The following is a 14,112-nucleotide window of genomic DNA, read 5'->3' on the forward strand; positions in this document are numbered from 1 at the left end:
GTGTTCAGTTCAGATCCATTAAGTAGGGGTTGCGTCGCATGTGTGGCATCGTCGGTATCGTCGGTAAGTCGAACGTCAATCAGGCGCTGTATGACGCGCTAACCGTCCTCCAGCACCGCGGCCAGGACGCTGCCGGTATCGTGACCAGCCATGATGGCCGGTTATTCCTGCGCAAGGACAACGGCCTGGTGCGTGACGTGTTCCATCAGCGTCACATGCAGCGCCTGGTCGGTCACATGGGTATTGGCCATGTGCGCTACCCGACCGCGGGCAGCTCGACCTCGGCCGAAGCTCAACCGTTTTACGTCAACTCGCCTTACGGCATCACCCTGGCGCACAACGGTAACCTGACCAACGTTGAACAACTGGCCAAGGAGATTTACGAATCTGACCTGCGCCACGTCAACACCAGCTCCGATTCGGAAGTGCTGCTCAACGTGTTCGCGCACGAACTGGCCCAGCGCGGCAAGTTGCAGCCGACTGAAGAAGACGTGTTCGCCGCCGTGACTGACGTGCACAACCGTTGTGTCGGTGGCTACGCCGTCGTGGCGATGGTGACCGGCTACGGCATCGTCGGTTTCCGCGACCCGCACGGCATCCGTCCGATCGTGTTCGGCCAGCGTCACACCGACGAAGGCGTCGAGTACATGATCGCCTCCGAAAGCGTTTCCCTGGACGTGCTCGGCTTCACCCTGATTCGCGACCTGGCTCCGGGCGAAGCGGTCTACATCACTGAAGACGGCAAGCTGCACACCCGTCAGTGCGCGACCAACCCGTCGTTGACGCCGTGCATTTTCGAACATGTGTACCTGGCGCGTCCGGATTCGATCATCGACGGCGTGTCGGTCTACAAGGCCCGCCTGCGCATGGGTGAGAAACTGGCCGAGAAGATCCTGCGCGAGCGTCCGGATCACGATATCGACGTGGTCATCCCGATCCCGGACACCAGCCGCACTGCGGCCCTGGAGCTGGCGAACCATTTGGGCGTGAAGTTCCGCGAAGGCTTCGTGAAGAACCGCTACATCGGCCGGACCTTCATCATGCCGGGTCAGGCCGCGCGGAAAAAATCCGTACGCCAGAAGCTCAATGCCATCGAACTGGAATTCCGCGGCAAGAACGTGATGCTGGTGGACGACTCCATCGTTCGCGGCACCACCTGCAAGCAGATCATCCAGATGGCTCGCGAAGCTGGCGCCAAGAACGTCTACTTCTGCTCTGCGGCCCCAGCAGTTCGCTACCCGAACGTTTACGGCATCGACATGCCGAGCGCTCACGAACTGATCGCCCACAACCGTTCGACCCAGGACGTGGCAGACCTGATCGGCGCTGACTGGTTGATCTATCAGGACTTGCCTGACTTGATCGAAGCGGTCGGTGGCGGCAAGATCAAGATCGACAAGTTCGATTGTGCGGTGTTCGACGGCCAGTACGTCACCGGCGACGTCGACGAGGCTTACCTGAACAAGATCGAGCAGGCACGCAACGATGCCTCCAAGGTCAAGACACAGGCAGTCAGTGCGATCATCGATCTGTACAACAACTGAGTTACTACCGGCCCTGAGGGGCCGGTTTTGTATCTGGCAAAAAGACTTTCATCTATCAAGAGCACGGCAAGGAGTGACAGCATGAGTCAGGAATGGGATGCCGGTCGGCTGGACAGCGACCTCGAAGGTGTAGCGTTCGATACCCTGGCCGTACGCGCCGGTCAGCACCGTACGCCGGAAGGCGAACACGGTGATCCGATGTTCTTCACCTCCAGCTATGTATTCCGTACCGCCGCCGACGCCGCTGCGCGCTTCGCTGGCGAAGTGCCGGGCAACGTTTATTCGCGCTACACCAATCCGACCGTACGCGCGTTCGAAGAGCGCATCGCTGCGCTTGAAAGCGCCGAGCAGGCCGTGGCCACCGCCACCGGCATGGCGGCCATCATGGCCGTGGTGATGAGCCTGTGCAGTGCCGGTGATCACGTGCTGGTGTCGCGCAGCGTATTCGGCTCGACCATCAGCCTGTTCGAAAAGTACTTCAAGCGCTTCGGCATCGAAGTCGATTACGTGGCCCTGGCGGATTTGTCCGGCTGGGACGCGGCGATCAAGCCCAACACCAAATTGCTGTTCGTCGAATCACCGTCCAACCCGTTGGCTGAATTGGTCGACATCGCCGAACTGGCGAAAATCGCCCACGCCAAAGGCGCGATGCTGGTGGTCGACAACTGCTTCTGCACCCCTGCCTTGCAGCAGCCGCTGAAAATGGGCGCGGACATTGTCGTGCACTCGGCCACCAAGTTCATCGATGGCCAGGGCCGTTGCATGGGTGGCGTGGTCGCCGGTCGCAGTGAGCAGATGAAGGAAGTGGTGGGTTTCCTGCGTACCGCCGGGCCGACCTTGAGTCCGTTCAACGCCTGGATTTTCCTCAAGGGCCTCGAAACCCTGAACCTGCGGATGAAGGCCCATTGTGCCAACGCCCAGCAACTGGCCGAGTGGCTGGAGCAGCAGGAAGGCATCGAGAAAGTCCATTACGCCGGCCTCAAGAGCCATCCGCAGCACGAACTGGCGCTGCGCCAGCAGAAGGGCTTCGGTGCGGTCGTCAGTTTTGAAGTGAAGGGCGGCAAAGAGGGCGCATGGCGCTTTATCGATGCCACACGCCTGATTTCGATCACCGCCAACCTGGGCGACAGCAAGACCACCATCACCCATCCGAGCACCACCTCCCATGGCCGCCTGGCGCCGCAAGAGCGTGAAGCGGCAGGCATTCGTGACAGCCTGATCCGCGTTGCGGTCGGTCTGGAAGACGTGGCGGACCTGCAAGCCGATCTGGCGCGCGGCCTGGCTGCGTTGTGATCGACTTGTCTGCACCGGCCACCGGCTCGAATGGTCGCGTAGCGCTGGTGACCGGTGCTGCGCGGGGCATTGGCCTGGGGATCTCGGCCTGGCTGATCAGCGAAGGCTGGCAAGTCGTGTTGACGGACCTGGACCGCGAGCGCGGCTCGAAAGTGGCGAAGGTGCTGGGTGACAGCGCCTGGTTCATCACCATGGATGTCTCCAACGAGGGGCAGGTCGCGCTGGGGGTGGCCGAGGTGCTCGGCCAGTTCGGGCGCCTGGATGCGCTGGTCTGCAATGCCGCGGTTGCCGATCCGCACAACATCACCCTGGAAAGCCTCGATCTGGCTCACTGGAATCGGGTGTTGGCGGTGAACCTCAGTGGGCCGATGTTGCTGGCCAAGCACTGTGCGCCGTACCTGCGCGCTCACAGCGGTGCCATCGTCAATCTGGCCTCGACCCGCGCCGGGCAGTCGGAACCCGACACAGAGGCCTATGCGGCGAGCAAGGGCGGTTTGTTGGCCCTGACCCATGCACTTGCGATCAGTCTTGGCCCGGAGATCCGGGTCAATGCCGTCAGCCCTGGCTGGATCGACGCGCGCGATCCTTCGGTGCGGCGTGCCGAACCCTTGACCGAAGCCGATCATGCCCAGCATCCGGCGGGCAGGGTAGGGACGGTCGAGGATGTCGCGGCGATGGTGGCCTGGCTGCTGTCGAGAAATGCCGGGTTTGTCACCGGCCAGGAATTTGTGGTCGATGGCGGCATGACCAAGAAGATGATTTACAGCGAGTGACAGGCCAGGGGCCGTCTTCAACATTGATGTTGTATGTGAAGTCCTCATCGCGAGCAGGCTCGCTCCCACAGTTGATCGCGTTTCTTCAGAGAACATGCTTTCTATTGTGGGAGCGAGCCTGCTCGCGATGAGGACTGATGGTTGCCGACACTGGCCGGAATGAAATGATTTTGTCTTTTTTAGAAAAACTTCAATCCTGCTATTGACTTAGGTTCGCTACCTGCGTAAATTTCGCGGCCTCGGAGATGCAAACGGGTGATTAGCTCAGCTGGGAGAGCGTCTGCCTTACAAGCAGAATGTCGGCGGTTCGATCCCGTCATCACCCACCACTCCCCGAGATACTTGCGAAAGCAAGAGGTAGGCTGAAATGCCTCCACCGACGCGCAGCGGTAGTTCAGTCGGTTAGAATACCGGCCTGTCACGCCGGGGGTCGCGGGTTCGAGTCCCGTCCGCTGCGCCATATTTTCCGAGTCAGGCATGCCTGGCTCGAGATTGAAAAGCTACTGAGTTTTCAATCAGACGAGTTACTTGGACGCAAGTCCAAAGCGATACGCAGCGGTAGTTCAGTCGGTTAGAATACCGGCCTGTCACGCCGGGGGTCGCGGGTTCGAGTCCCGTCCGCTGCGCCATATCTGCCCCGAGGCCCGCTGAACGCCTTGGAGCTACGAAGAAACCACTGGTTACTTCGAGTCGATAGCAAAGACCCTGGTCGAAAGACCGGGGTTTTTTGTGTCTGAAATTCAGGTTTTCTCCTCTCGCCTTTTTCCAGGCGGACCTCCCTGCATGCCTCCTTGCCGGAATGGCCTATCGGGCGCTAGCGACGCTGTCGTTCAGCGCCGCCCCTCCAGCCTCGCGCTACCGAGATTCACGGCTACTGTTAACGTGCTGCGTCGAATAGTCGCGTTTTTTTGATTTGTCGGTCAGTTTTCGGTTTTCCGTAAGGTCATAAGCCTATAAACATAACCTTTCGGTCAGCTTTGCACTGTCAACAACAGCCCTTTGCATCGTCGAAAAGGGCTTCTGCAAGACTCGAGATTTCCAGTACATAACCAGAAGGGCGGACCCCATAACCGCCCAGAGGATGATCCATGTCCAACCGTGATATATCCCGGCGCTCGTTCCTTCAGGGCGGGCTGGTAGCGGGTGTGAGCGTGACGCTCACACCATTGAGCAGCCAGGCGCTGGCCGCCTTGATGGAAAACAGCGTGACCGTGCCGTCCGAGCAGTGGCTCGGCAACAACGGCAAGGCGCGCGCCCGTAACGATGCCTTGTCCAAGGTCTGCGGCAGCAAGGTCTTTGCCCGCGACATCCGCGCCAAGGACATGCCGGGCTGGCCGCAGCAGCAGGGTCACGCCATGCTGCTCAAAACCATCAAGGCGGACCGCATCTACGCGGGTCTGGACCTTTCATGGCTCGGTACCGGGTTGCAGCCTGACCGCATCGTCACCGCCGAAGACCTGGTCAAGGACGGCATCGTGTTCCCTGAGGAGCACGCCCCGGATCCGCTGTTGCCGGCCGGCAAGGTGCCGATGTTCATCGGGCACCCGGTGGCGATCCTGATCTGGAACGACTTCGAGCGCTTCCGACAGGCCAAGAACCAACTCAAATTCAATGACAAGGCGATTCGTTACGGTGCGCAGGTGCCGTTCTACGAAGGCGACCCTTACGGCAGCTTCCGCTATGTGCGCGTTGGCGGCGTGACCTCGGCGGACGAAGACGAGTTCGCCAGCCTCAAGGATTCGATCCTGTTCCCGATGCTGCGCAATCGCCGTCCGGTGTGGAATGCCCAGCCGAACCTGCACGGCAACCTGACCGAGCGCGGCCTGTTCTACGCCGAACGAATGAAGCAGCAGATCGATACGCCGCCGGACAATTGGCTGGTGTTCGACGAGCGCTACAAGACCCCGTCGATCGAGCCGGCCGCCCTGGAGCCGGACAACGGCAACGGCTGGTACGACCCTGCCACCAAGACCCTGCATTTCGTCGTCGCCACCCAGTGCCCGCTGGAAACAGCGACCGAAACCGCGAAGATGATCGCGCCGTCGCGTTTCGGCCTGGCCAACCTGAACATGCACCCGGGTTACACCGTCGGTTATGGCTCGAAAGACCACAACATTTTCGTCTACTACGCAGCGCTGGCCGCGTTGTACGGCGCCGGTGTGCCGGTACGCCTGGCCAACGACCGCTACGAGCAGTTCCAGAGCGGCATCAAGCGTCACCCGTTCGACATTCGCTATCAATTGGCGGTGGACAAGAACGACTACAGCTTCAAGATTTTCCGCTCCGAGATGAGCGTCGACGGTGGCGGGCGAATCAACTACAGCCCGTCCGTGGCGGCGGTGGGCGCCACGGCCGCACAGTCGATCTACTACATGCCGCAGAACGATCTGCAGGTCACGGCCTATCACTCCCGCGCCGTTGAAGCCGGGTCGATGCGTGGCTACGGCACCCTGCAGAGCATGGCGGCGACCGAGATGATGGTCGATGAAATCGCCGGCCGCCTCGGTGTCGATGCCATCGAACTGCGCCGCAAGAACGCACTGCGCTCGGGCATGAAAAACACCCAGGGCGCGATCCCGGCCGGTGCCTTGCGCCTGCACGAGATTCTCGACAAGGCGGCGGTCCACGACACCTGGAAAAACCGCGACGCGATCAAGAAACAACGCGAAGCCGCCGACCCCGATAACTGGTACGGCGTCGGTTTCGCCATTTGCCAGAAAGACTTCGGTACCGGTTCCGAAGCCCCAATGGCCAGCATTGAATTCACTGCCGAAGGCCGCATCAGCCTGCGCCACATCGGTATCGAAATCGGCACCGGCATGTCCACTTCGCAGGCCATGGTCGTGGCTGACTTCCTTGGTCTCCCGGCGCACGAAGTGAAGACCGGCGAAACCGAATGGAAAGAGTTGCAGCTGATCAGTGGCGGCAACCCGTACATCATGAGCCAGGCCGAGCAGGACAATTTTCTGCGCAATCCACGCTGGGTCGGCAAGGTCGCTTCGGCCTCGTCGGCGACCAACTCGGCGTACTACTTCAGCCACGCCACCCGTGAAGCGGCGCGCGTGCTGTTCAACCACGGCCTGTGGCCGGCGGCGCTGGAGATCTGGCGCCAAGGCCCTTACGGCGGTCAGGCCAACCCTTACGTGGTGCGCCGCGAAGACGCCCATTGGGTCGATGGCAAGCTCACGGCCAACGGCATGGAGCCACTGCCATTCGCCATGCTCGCCAAGCGTGTTCACGAGCGTGGCCTGGTGAGCGGCGCCACCGTGCACGGTTTCAACCGCTGGAGCTGGGCCGAGGCCGAGTTCAGCATCGACGGCGTGCGTGAGCGCTTGCCGCTCGACGGCCTGGCCGTGAAGTACGGCGACGGCGCACCGAAGGCGAAGAAGGCGCAGATGAACAGCGCCGGTTTCCATCTGCTGGATCGGCAGGGCATCGCCTACCCGGCGACCCAGCTGAACAATGCGGCGGTGACTTACTACAGCCCGGTGGCGACGCTGGTGGAAGTGAAGGTCAACAAGGGTTCGAACGAAGTGTCGGTGCTCAATCATCACTCGTGGGTCGAGTGCGGTCGGGTGCTGGTGGAAGAACTGGTCAGGGGCCAGCTCGAAGGCGGGATCGCCATGGGCATCGGCCATGCGCTGATGGAAGAAATGCCGTTGTACGAAGGCGGGCCCGGGGAGGGTGACTGGAACTTCAACCGTTACCGCCTGCCGATGGCGCGTCACGTTGCGGTGTGGAAACAGACGGCGGACATCCTGCCGCCACTGTCGCCGAGCGACCCGTCCAAGGGCATCGCCGAGGTGGTGATGATCCCGGTAGTCGGTGCCATCGGCAACGCCGTGGCCCATGCCATCGGTAAACGTGTCCGCGACCTGCCTATCACTTCTGCACGCATCAAGGAGGCCCTCAATGGCTAACCGTCCGCTTCAACTGACCCTCAACGGTCAATCCGTCGGCCCGGTGGACATCCCTGATGACCTGCCGATGATCGACTACCTGCACGAATACAAGAACCTCACCGGTTCGCGCCTGGGCTGCGGTCAGGGCATTTGCCACGCCTGCGTGGTGATCGTCGACAACCCGGACGGCACCAGCGAAGAAGTACGCACCTGCATCACCGGCGCGCACTATTTCGAAGGCAAGAAGGTACGGACCATCGAAGGCCATGCGACCCGCGACGAGCAGGGCAAGGTCACCGAGCTGAACCCGATCCAGCAGCGCTTCGTCGATGAGTTCGCCTTCCAGTGCAGCTACTGCGCGCCGGGCTTCGTCAATGCCGCGACCGTGCTGGTGGAAAAGCTGCAGCGTCAGCCCATCGTCAAAAGCCAGCTGGAAAAAGTCATCGAGGACAGCCTCGGTCATCACATCTGCCGTTGCACCGGGTATGTGCGCTACTACAGCGCCACCCGCAACGTGCTGACCGATCTCGGCCTGGTCAAGGAGGGTTAAGCATGAAGTTTCTACTTAGCCGCCTGGCGTTGGCGGTTGGTCTGGCTGCGCCTGTACTGGCGGCTCACGCCGATGATGTGCAGGTCAGGCAAGGCGAATACCTCGCCCGCGCCGCCGACTGCATGGCGTGCCACACCGCACCGGGTGGTGCGCCCTATGCGGGCGGCCTGCCGATCGTGTCGCCGTTCGGTACGATCTACGGCACCAACATCACCCCAAGCAAAGAGCACGGCATCGGCTTGTACAGCGATGACGAGTTCTTCGCCGCGCTGACCGAAGGTAAGCGCGGCGACGGGGCGAACCTGTATCCGGCGATGCCCTACACCTCGTATCACCTGATGCCGCGAGCAGATTCCGACGCGATTCATGCCTACCTGAAAACCGTCGAGCCGATCGAGCGTGCCGCACCGGTCACCAGCCTGAGCTTCCCGTTCAACGTGCGCCTGGGCCTGATGGGCTGGAACATGATGTACGGCAAGGACGTGAAGCTTGCGCCGGCCGAGGGCAAGAGCGAAGCCTGGAAGCGCGGCCAGTACATGGTCGACGTGCTGGGGCACTGTGGCGAGTGCCACACCCCGCGCGGCCTGCCCGGTGCGATGCAGCAGGACAAGCGCATGACCGGAGGCATTCTCAATGGCTATCTGGCGCCAAGCCTGCTGGCTAATGACCTGGCGGCCCGTGGCTGGAATCATCAGGACCTGAGCTCGTTCCTCAAGCACGGCATGAGCGCCCAGGGCACGATGTTCAACGAGATGTTCCCGGTGTTCCACAACAGCACCCAGGGCCTCAGCGATCCGGATCTGGCGGCGATGGCGACTTTCCTGCTCGGCGATCAGCCGCCTGCGGCGAAAGTGCTCACCGAAGTGCCGTTGGACAAACTGAGCCCAAGTGCACAGCGCGGCCGTCAGGAATATTTGAATGTCTGCGCCGGGTGCCATGCGCCGGGTGGTGAGGGCAAGCCGCACATCGCCGTGGCCATGCGCGGCAACACCACGTTGCGCCTGGAAGATCCGCGCAACCTGGTACGGGTGATCGACGACGGTATCGGTGAACAGAAGTTCTCCGGATTCGAACACATGCAACCGATGCCAGGGTTCGCCGGGAAGTTGAGCGACGAGCAACTCACGGATCTGCTGAACTACCTGCGTCAGGGTTGGGGCGGTCAGCCGAATGATCTGGCGGTGAACGACGTGCAGAAGCTGCGGGCCGATGCGCCGCTCGAGCACAAGGCCCACTGATATGCAGCATCTCGATCTGCAAGTGGTGCGCCGGGCGCTGGAGTGGTCGGCGGCCGGTCAGCGCATCTGGTTGTGTACGGTGCTGGCCACTTACGGCTCGGCACCGCGTGCACCGGGTTCGCTGCTGGCGGTGAACACTGATGGGCACTGGATTGGCTCGCTGTCCGGTGGCTGTGTCGAGGAAGACTTTCTCGAACGAGTCGCCGAGGGCGCGTTTGTGCAGCCGGTCAGCGTTGTTCGTTACGGCGAAGGCGATGACCCACGCTCGCGCGTCAGCCTGCCGTGTGGCGGGGTGCTCGATGTGCTGGTCGAGAAGCTGGATGCCGATTGCGAGGTGCAAGCGCATTTGCGCGAGCTGGAGTCGGCGCTGTCGGGCCGGCGTCGGTTGATCCGTGAAGTTGATTTGCAGAGCGGTGCGCGCAGTCTGTTCGATGATCGTGAGCAGGGTGTACGTATCGAGCGAGAAATCGACCGGGTGCGCGTGCGCGTCGGCGCGGCTCAGCGTTTGCTGCTGGCCGGGTATTCCAGTGTGGCCCAGGCCTGTGCAGAGTTTGCCGTGGGTCTGGGGTTCGAGGTGATTCTGTGTGATCCGCGAGACGAAGTGCTGGAAGGCGTCGTGCTGGAAAACGTGGAGATTCGTCGCCAACTGCCATCGCTGTTCATCGCCAGCGGCGGCTGTCACAGCGACACTGCGGTGGTGGCATTGACCCACGATCCACGTATCGATGACCTGGCGATGATGGAGGCTGTTCGCACCGAGGCGTTTTACATCGGTGTGATGGGCTCCCTGCAGACCTCGCAAAAGCGCTTCGAGCGGTTGCGGCGTATTGGTGGGCTGGGGGATATCGAGTTGGCGCGGATTCATGCGCCGATCGGCTTGAACCTGGGCAGCAAGACGCCGGCGGAGATTGCCTTGGCGGTGCTGGCGGACATTTTGCGGATTCGCAGCGGTATCCCACGGAATCGTCTTTAAGATCAAAAGAACGCAGCCTGCGGCAGCTCCTACGCCGAACGCATTCCCATGTAGGAGCGAGCTTGCTCGCGATGGACTCGAGAGCGCCGCGTTTAGCCAGTAAATACGCGTTATCGTTAACGATCATCGCGAGCAAGCTCGCTCCTACAGAGACCACATTCGCTTAACTGAACAGCATTACGCATCGCAGCGGGCCTTTTGATTTAGCAGTCAGTACCCGAACCTGTCCCGCAATCCGTAATACCACGCGCCCAATGCCGCAAACGGGGTACGCAGCATTTGTCCGCCGGGGAACGGGTAGTGGGGCAGGTCGGCAAAGGCGTCAAAACGTTCTGCCTGGCCGCGTAAAGCTTCGGCCAGTACCTTGCCCGCCAAATGCGTGTAAGTCACGCCATGGCCGCTACAGCCCTGGGAGTAGTAGATGTTGTCGCCCAGGCGTCCGACCTGGGGCAGGCGCGACAGGGTCAGCAGGAAGTTGCCAGTCCACGCGTAATCGATTTTCACGTCCTTGAGTTGCGGGAACGCCTTGAGCATCTTCGGTCGAATGATCGCTTCGATGTTCGCCGGATCCCGCGCGCCGTACACCACGCCGCCACCGAAGATCAGACGCTTGTCGCCGCTGAGGCGGTAGTAGTCGAGCAAGTAGTTGCAGTCTTCGACGCAGTAATCCTGAGGCAGCAGGGTCTTCGCCAGTTCTTCGCCCAGTGGCTCGGTGGTAATCACTTGAGTGCCGCAAGGCATCGATTTGGCAGCCAGTTCCGGCACCAGATTGCCCAGATAAGCGTTGCCGGCGACGATGATGAATTTAGCCCGGACCTTGCCCTGCGGCGTGTGCACAACAGGGTTGGCGCCGCGCACAATGCGTACCGCCGGCGACTGCTCATAAATCGTCCCGCCCAGGGACTCGACGGCTGCCGCTTCACCCAGCGCCAGGTTAAGCGGATGGATGTGGCCGCCACTCATGTCGAGCATCCCGCCGACGTATTGATCGCAGGCGACCACTTCGCGGATGCGGCGTTGATCCATCAGCTCGAGCTGGGTATGGCCGAATCGTTCCCACAGGCGCTTCTGCGATTCGAGATGACCCATCTGCCTGGCGGTCATCGCGGCGAACACGCCACCGTCTTTCAAGTCGCACTGAATGTTGTATTTGGCGACGCGCTCACGAATGATTCGCCCACCCTCGAATGCCATCTGCCCCAGCAACTGGGCCTGCTTGGGACCGACCGTGCGCTCGATGACATCGATATCGCGGCTATAGCTGTTAACGATCTGCCCACCATTACGCCCGGACGCCCCGAAACCCACCCTGGCGGCTTCGAGCACCGTGACCTTGAAGCCGCTCTCCAGCAGAAACAGGGCAGAGGACAGCCCCGTATAACCGGCGCCAATCACACAGACATCGGTCTCGACATCATCCTGCAATGCCGGGCGCGGCGGAACCGCATTGGCCGATGCGGCGTAGTAGGACTCTGGGTAGGGGGTGTTAGCCATCCTGCAGCCTCTGTTTAATATATTTTACGAGTGCGCCGATCGTACCCGAGTTGAAAATCGCCCGCCAGCCACCCGGAAAATCTTCTTTGGACCGGCAAAATTAAATATTTTGCATATTCATAGGGTTAGCTCGAAAAAAGGTGTTGACACCCTTCCGGAATTCCGTAGAATGCCGCCTCACAGCAGGCACGTAGCTCAGTTGGTTAGAGCACCACCTTGACATGGTGGGGGTCGTTGGTTCGAGTCCAATCGCGCCTACCAAACAAAATCCGCTCTGCTGGGCGGTCTGGAAGGGCTCACCGAAAGGTGGGCCCTTTTTTGTTGTTTTGGGTTTGGGCGCATCACGGTATCTTCCCGTCGCTGCGACCAATGTGCGGGAGCTTGAGATAGTTTTCCGGGTGGGGAGAGGAACGCAGGCTAAACGAGGTCATCTTCATCATCTCGCAGGTGGCGATACCAACCATAAAACGCTATAGCAAGGGTGGCGAAGATGATGGCTGCGAGGGTGAAGGCTGAACTACGCATTTTACTCGGTGCCTTGGGCGTGAGTGTTTGTTTGAAATGCGTCCTTGCCGGTGAGCGAATGTAAGCCCCTGGAAAACAGCTGTCTTTAGGGCAATGCCTTAGTGGGCTGCTTTTTTCCCTTAGATGAGACGAGGGCCTCACACCGACGCTGACCGTAAAAGGTGTTTCACTCCGGCGCTATCATCAGCGCGAGCGTCATCTTGATGAATTCTTCATTCCTGTCGATCACTTCCGGGGCACTGCGCGCATTGTCGGCGACATCGGCCGATCCGCGCCGCTCGATCCAGTTCGACATTTCCGGGATGGCGGCCTCCGTTGCTGTGCCGTCGCTTGTGCGGCGATACTCATGATCCCCCCTATAGCCGGTGTTATCACCCGATATTCAATCGTGATATTCGTAGTGTCCACTGCATAACGGCGCATGAAGCCAGGCTTCAATGTTTTACCGTTAACCCTGTCAGTGACGGCTTAATATCCTGGCGCCTGGACGTATAAATAAAACAGTGAGAAATAACCATGCCTTTAACTCCGGCAGAGTTTCTATGGGTGACTGCTCTTTAGAATGGTTGGTTGACTTGGTACTACCGCTAAAACCCGTTCCGTCGATATTGAAACGGTCCGGGTTTGCTATTGGTGAGTTACCTGTTGTATAGGCACCCGATATAAATGTTCTTGCGCTTGCGTTTGCGACTGTTTGCACTTGTCGCTCTTGTGGGTGACGGGCATGGCGATTGATTCAGGCAGGCGCCACTTTCCATGATCGTTGGTGCCATTAACGAAAGCGTCGATAGCAACGCCTGGTTTTTTTTCTCGTCTTTAACAATTTTCAGGCGCCAAATATTTGAACTTTTGAAGTTGATCGAAAAGCAATTGGCATTAGCACGATTTATTCATACGCGTCATTGCAAACTCAGCCATAAGTAAGAAAACGTCCAACTAGAGCAAGTGGCGAGGAGTACTGCAATCTGACAAAAGCCAAAATAATGACAACAAAAAACAGTCACATTCTCCCAATTAAGTCGGTGATATATCATGATCAAGATCATGGCCTACTTTTTAATTGGAGCTGTAACTGCAGGATGCAACGGCATCGTAAAGCCTGACTTTTCGGGTCCTGCCAATGATTCATACTTTTTAGTCCACTCGGGGTTTCCCGCACCGTATCTATACATGGCCTCGGCCGTGCAATGGAACGATGACTATGCGGTAACCACCCGCCACACTCCGTTCATTCCCAACGTGAAGTACAGCTGCAGCACAGGCTGCGATCTCGTCTTCATCCAGCACAAGGCCAGCGGCCGCTACCCACCATGGCGCGCACCGCGAGTGGGCGAGAGCATCACTGCCGTTGGGACGAGTCCTTACCTCATGACCACTACCGGGAAAGGCAAGGTGTATCAAACGCCTTTCGTCAATGCCGACGAACACAGCGGTGATCTCTATGCCATCCATGATGCCCCGCTGGTCAAGGGCATGTCGGGTGGGCCGGTCCTCACCAGTGACGGCTGTATTGTCGGCATCAATATCGGTTTCTACTCAACCACTCTGAACGATGTGAGCAATAACTCCGGCGTAAAGGGGGCTGAGAGGATCAGCATTTTTATTCCTTATTCGATCATTCAGCGCGAGTGGGGGATATTGCAGGCAAAACTCAACGATCCACACGGCGCGAGGTATGTCGCGAAGTAGCTTTTGGCTACCGATCAATTGGTCATTGAGCCTAACGAGCAAAATCCGCTCTACCGGGCGGTCTGGAAGGGCTCACCGAAAGTTGGGCCTTTTTTTGTTGGTGAGTGAGTCCCGTGTGGCTCCGAGACGCG

General features: G+C 59.8%; 10 protein-coding genes and 4 tRNA genes. 12 read left to right on the plus strand and 2 right to left on the minus strand.

Annotation, left to right across the window (positions count from 1 at the left end; translation table 11 throughout):
• Positions 1-38: 38 nt before the first annotated feature.
• The 10 genes from purF (at position 39) to KGA83_RS11610 (ending at position 10,273) form a co-directional block, all read left to right on the plus strand.
• A complete protein-coding gene (gene purF / locus KGA83_RS11565) occupies positions 39-1,544 on the plus strand; it encodes an amidophosphoribosyltransferase (RefSeq protein ID WP_108217777.1) in 1,506 nt (501 codons plus the stop codon).
• A gap of 81 nt (positions 1,545-1,625) precedes the next feature.
• Complete coding sequence (locus KGA83_RS11570; RefSeq protein ID WP_007995100.1) at positions 1,626-2,837, plus strand: O-succinylhomoserine sulfhydrylase; 1,212 nt, start codon at positions 1,626-1,628, stop codon at positions 2,835-2,837.
• Entirely contained in the window at positions 2,834-3,610 is a 777-nt protein-coding gene (locus KGA83_RS11575) for an SDR family oxidoreductase (RefSeq protein WP_108217776.1), read from the plus strand. Before KGA83_RS11570 ends, KGA83_RS11575 begins: the two co-directional genes overlap by 4 nt.
• 253 nt (positions 3,611-3,863) lie before the next feature.
• Positions 3,864-3,939 (plus strand) — tRNA-Val (locus KGA83_RS11580).
• A gap of 54 nt (positions 3,940-3,993) precedes the next feature.
• Positions 3,994-4,070: transfer RNA gene (locus tag KGA83_RS11585), tRNA-Asp, on the plus strand.
• Between the two features lie 92 nt (positions 4,071-4,162).
• Positions 4,163-4,239, plus strand: a tRNA-Asp gene (locus tag KGA83_RS11590).
• A gap of 459 nt (positions 4,240-4,698) precedes the next feature.
• Entirely contained in the window at positions 4,699-7,530 is a 2,832-nt protein-coding gene (locus KGA83_RS11595; protein ID WP_223529763.1) for a xanthine dehydrogenase family protein molybdopterin-binding subunit, read from the plus strand.
• Entirely contained in the window at positions 7,523-8,062 is a 540-nt protein-coding gene (locus KGA83_RS11600) for a (2Fe-2S)-binding protein (RefSeq protein WP_007982256.1), read from the plus strand. Before KGA83_RS11595 ends, KGA83_RS11600 begins: the two co-directional genes overlap by 8 nt.
• 2 nt (positions 8,063-8,064) lie before the next feature.
• The gene (locus tag KGA83_RS11605) at positions 8,065-9,300 is read left to right on the plus strand and encodes a c-type cytochrome (protein WP_223529764.1); all 1,236 of its coding nucleotides are present in this window, start codon (positions 8,065-8,067) and stop codon (positions 9,298-9,300) included.
• Position 9,301: 1 nt separating this feature from the next.
• Positions 9,302-10,273, plus strand: a complete 972-nt coding sequence (locus KGA83_RS11610; RefSeq protein WP_108217773.1) for an XdhC family protein — start codon at positions 9,302-9,304, stop codon at positions 10,271-10,273.
• Positions 10,274-10,483: 210 nt separating this feature from the next.
• Here KGA83_RS11610 and KGA83_RS11615 read toward each other — a convergent pair whose 3' ends face one another.
• Entirely contained in the window at positions 10,484-11,767 is a 1,284-nt protein-coding gene (locus tag KGA83_RS11615; protein WP_108217771.1) for an NAD(P)/FAD-dependent oxidoreductase, read from the minus strand.
• 184 nt (positions 11,768-11,951) lie between these two features.
• Between KGA83_RS11615 and KGA83_RS11620 the strand changes: the two genes are divergently transcribed.
• Positions 11,952-12,028, plus strand: a tRNA-Val gene (locus KGA83_RS11620).
• A 430-nt stretch (positions 12,029-12,458) separates the two neighbouring features.
• Here KGA83_RS11620 and KGA83_RS29820 read toward each other — a convergent pair.
• Positions 12,459-12,587, minus strand: a complete 129-nt coding sequence (locus KGA83_RS29820; protein ID WP_263292589.1) for a hypothetical protein — start codon at positions 12,585-12,587, stop codon at positions 12,459-12,461.
• A gap of 737 nt (positions 12,588-13,324) precedes the next feature.
• Here KGA83_RS29820 and KGA83_RS11625 point away from each other — a divergent pair.
• Entirely contained in the window at positions 13,325-13,981 is a 657-nt protein-coding gene (locus KGA83_RS11625) for a trypsin-like peptidase domain-containing protein (protein ID WP_108217770.1), read from the plus strand.
• The last annotated feature ends 131 nt before the right edge of the window (positions 13,982-14,112 follow it).

The organism is Pseudomonas sp. GL-R-19 (assembly GCF_019956375.1).
Classification (GTDB): Bacteria; Pseudomonadota; Gammaproteobacteria; order Pseudomonadales; family Pseudomonadaceae; genus Aquipseudomonas.

Excerpts from the sequence above, each read along its gene's own strand:
- purF (WP_108217777.1), top strand. The coding sequence starts at position 39 with ATGTGTGGCATCGTCGGTATCGTCGGTAAGTCGAACGTCAATCAGGCG.
- KGA83_RS11570 (WP_007995100.1), top strand. The coding sequence starts at position 1,626 with ATGAGTCAGGAATGGGATGCCGGTCGGCTGGACAGCGACCTCGAAGGT.
- KGA83_RS11595 (WP_223529763.1), top strand. The coding sequence starts at position 4,699 with ATGTCCAACCGTGATATATCCCGGCGCTCGTTCCTTCAGGGCGGGCTG.
- KGA83_RS11600 (WP_007982256.1), top strand. The coding sequence starts at position 7,523 with ATGGCTAACCGTCCGCTTCAACTGACCCTCAACGGTCAATCCGTCGGC.
- KGA83_RS11605 (WP_223529764.1), top strand. The coding sequence starts at position 8,065 with ATGAAGTTTCTACTTAGCCGCCTGGCGTTGGCGGTTGGTCTGGCTGCG.
- KGA83_RS11610 (WP_108217773.1), top strand. The coding sequence starts at position 9,302 with ATGCAGCATCTCGATCTGCAAGTGGTGCGCCGGGCGCTGGAGTGGTCG.
- KGA83_RS11615 (WP_108217771.1), bottom strand. The coding sequence starts at position 11,767 with ATGGCTAACACCCCCTACCCAGAGTCCTACTACGCCGCATCGGCCAAT.
- KGA83_RS29820 (WP_263292589.1), bottom strand. The coding sequence starts at position 12,587 with ATGTCGAACTGGATCGAGCGGCGCGGATCGGCCGATGTCGCCGACAAT.
- KGA83_RS11625 (WP_108217770.1), top strand. The coding sequence starts at position 13,325 with ATGATCAAGATCATGGCCTACTTTTTAATTGGAGCTGTAACTGCAGGA.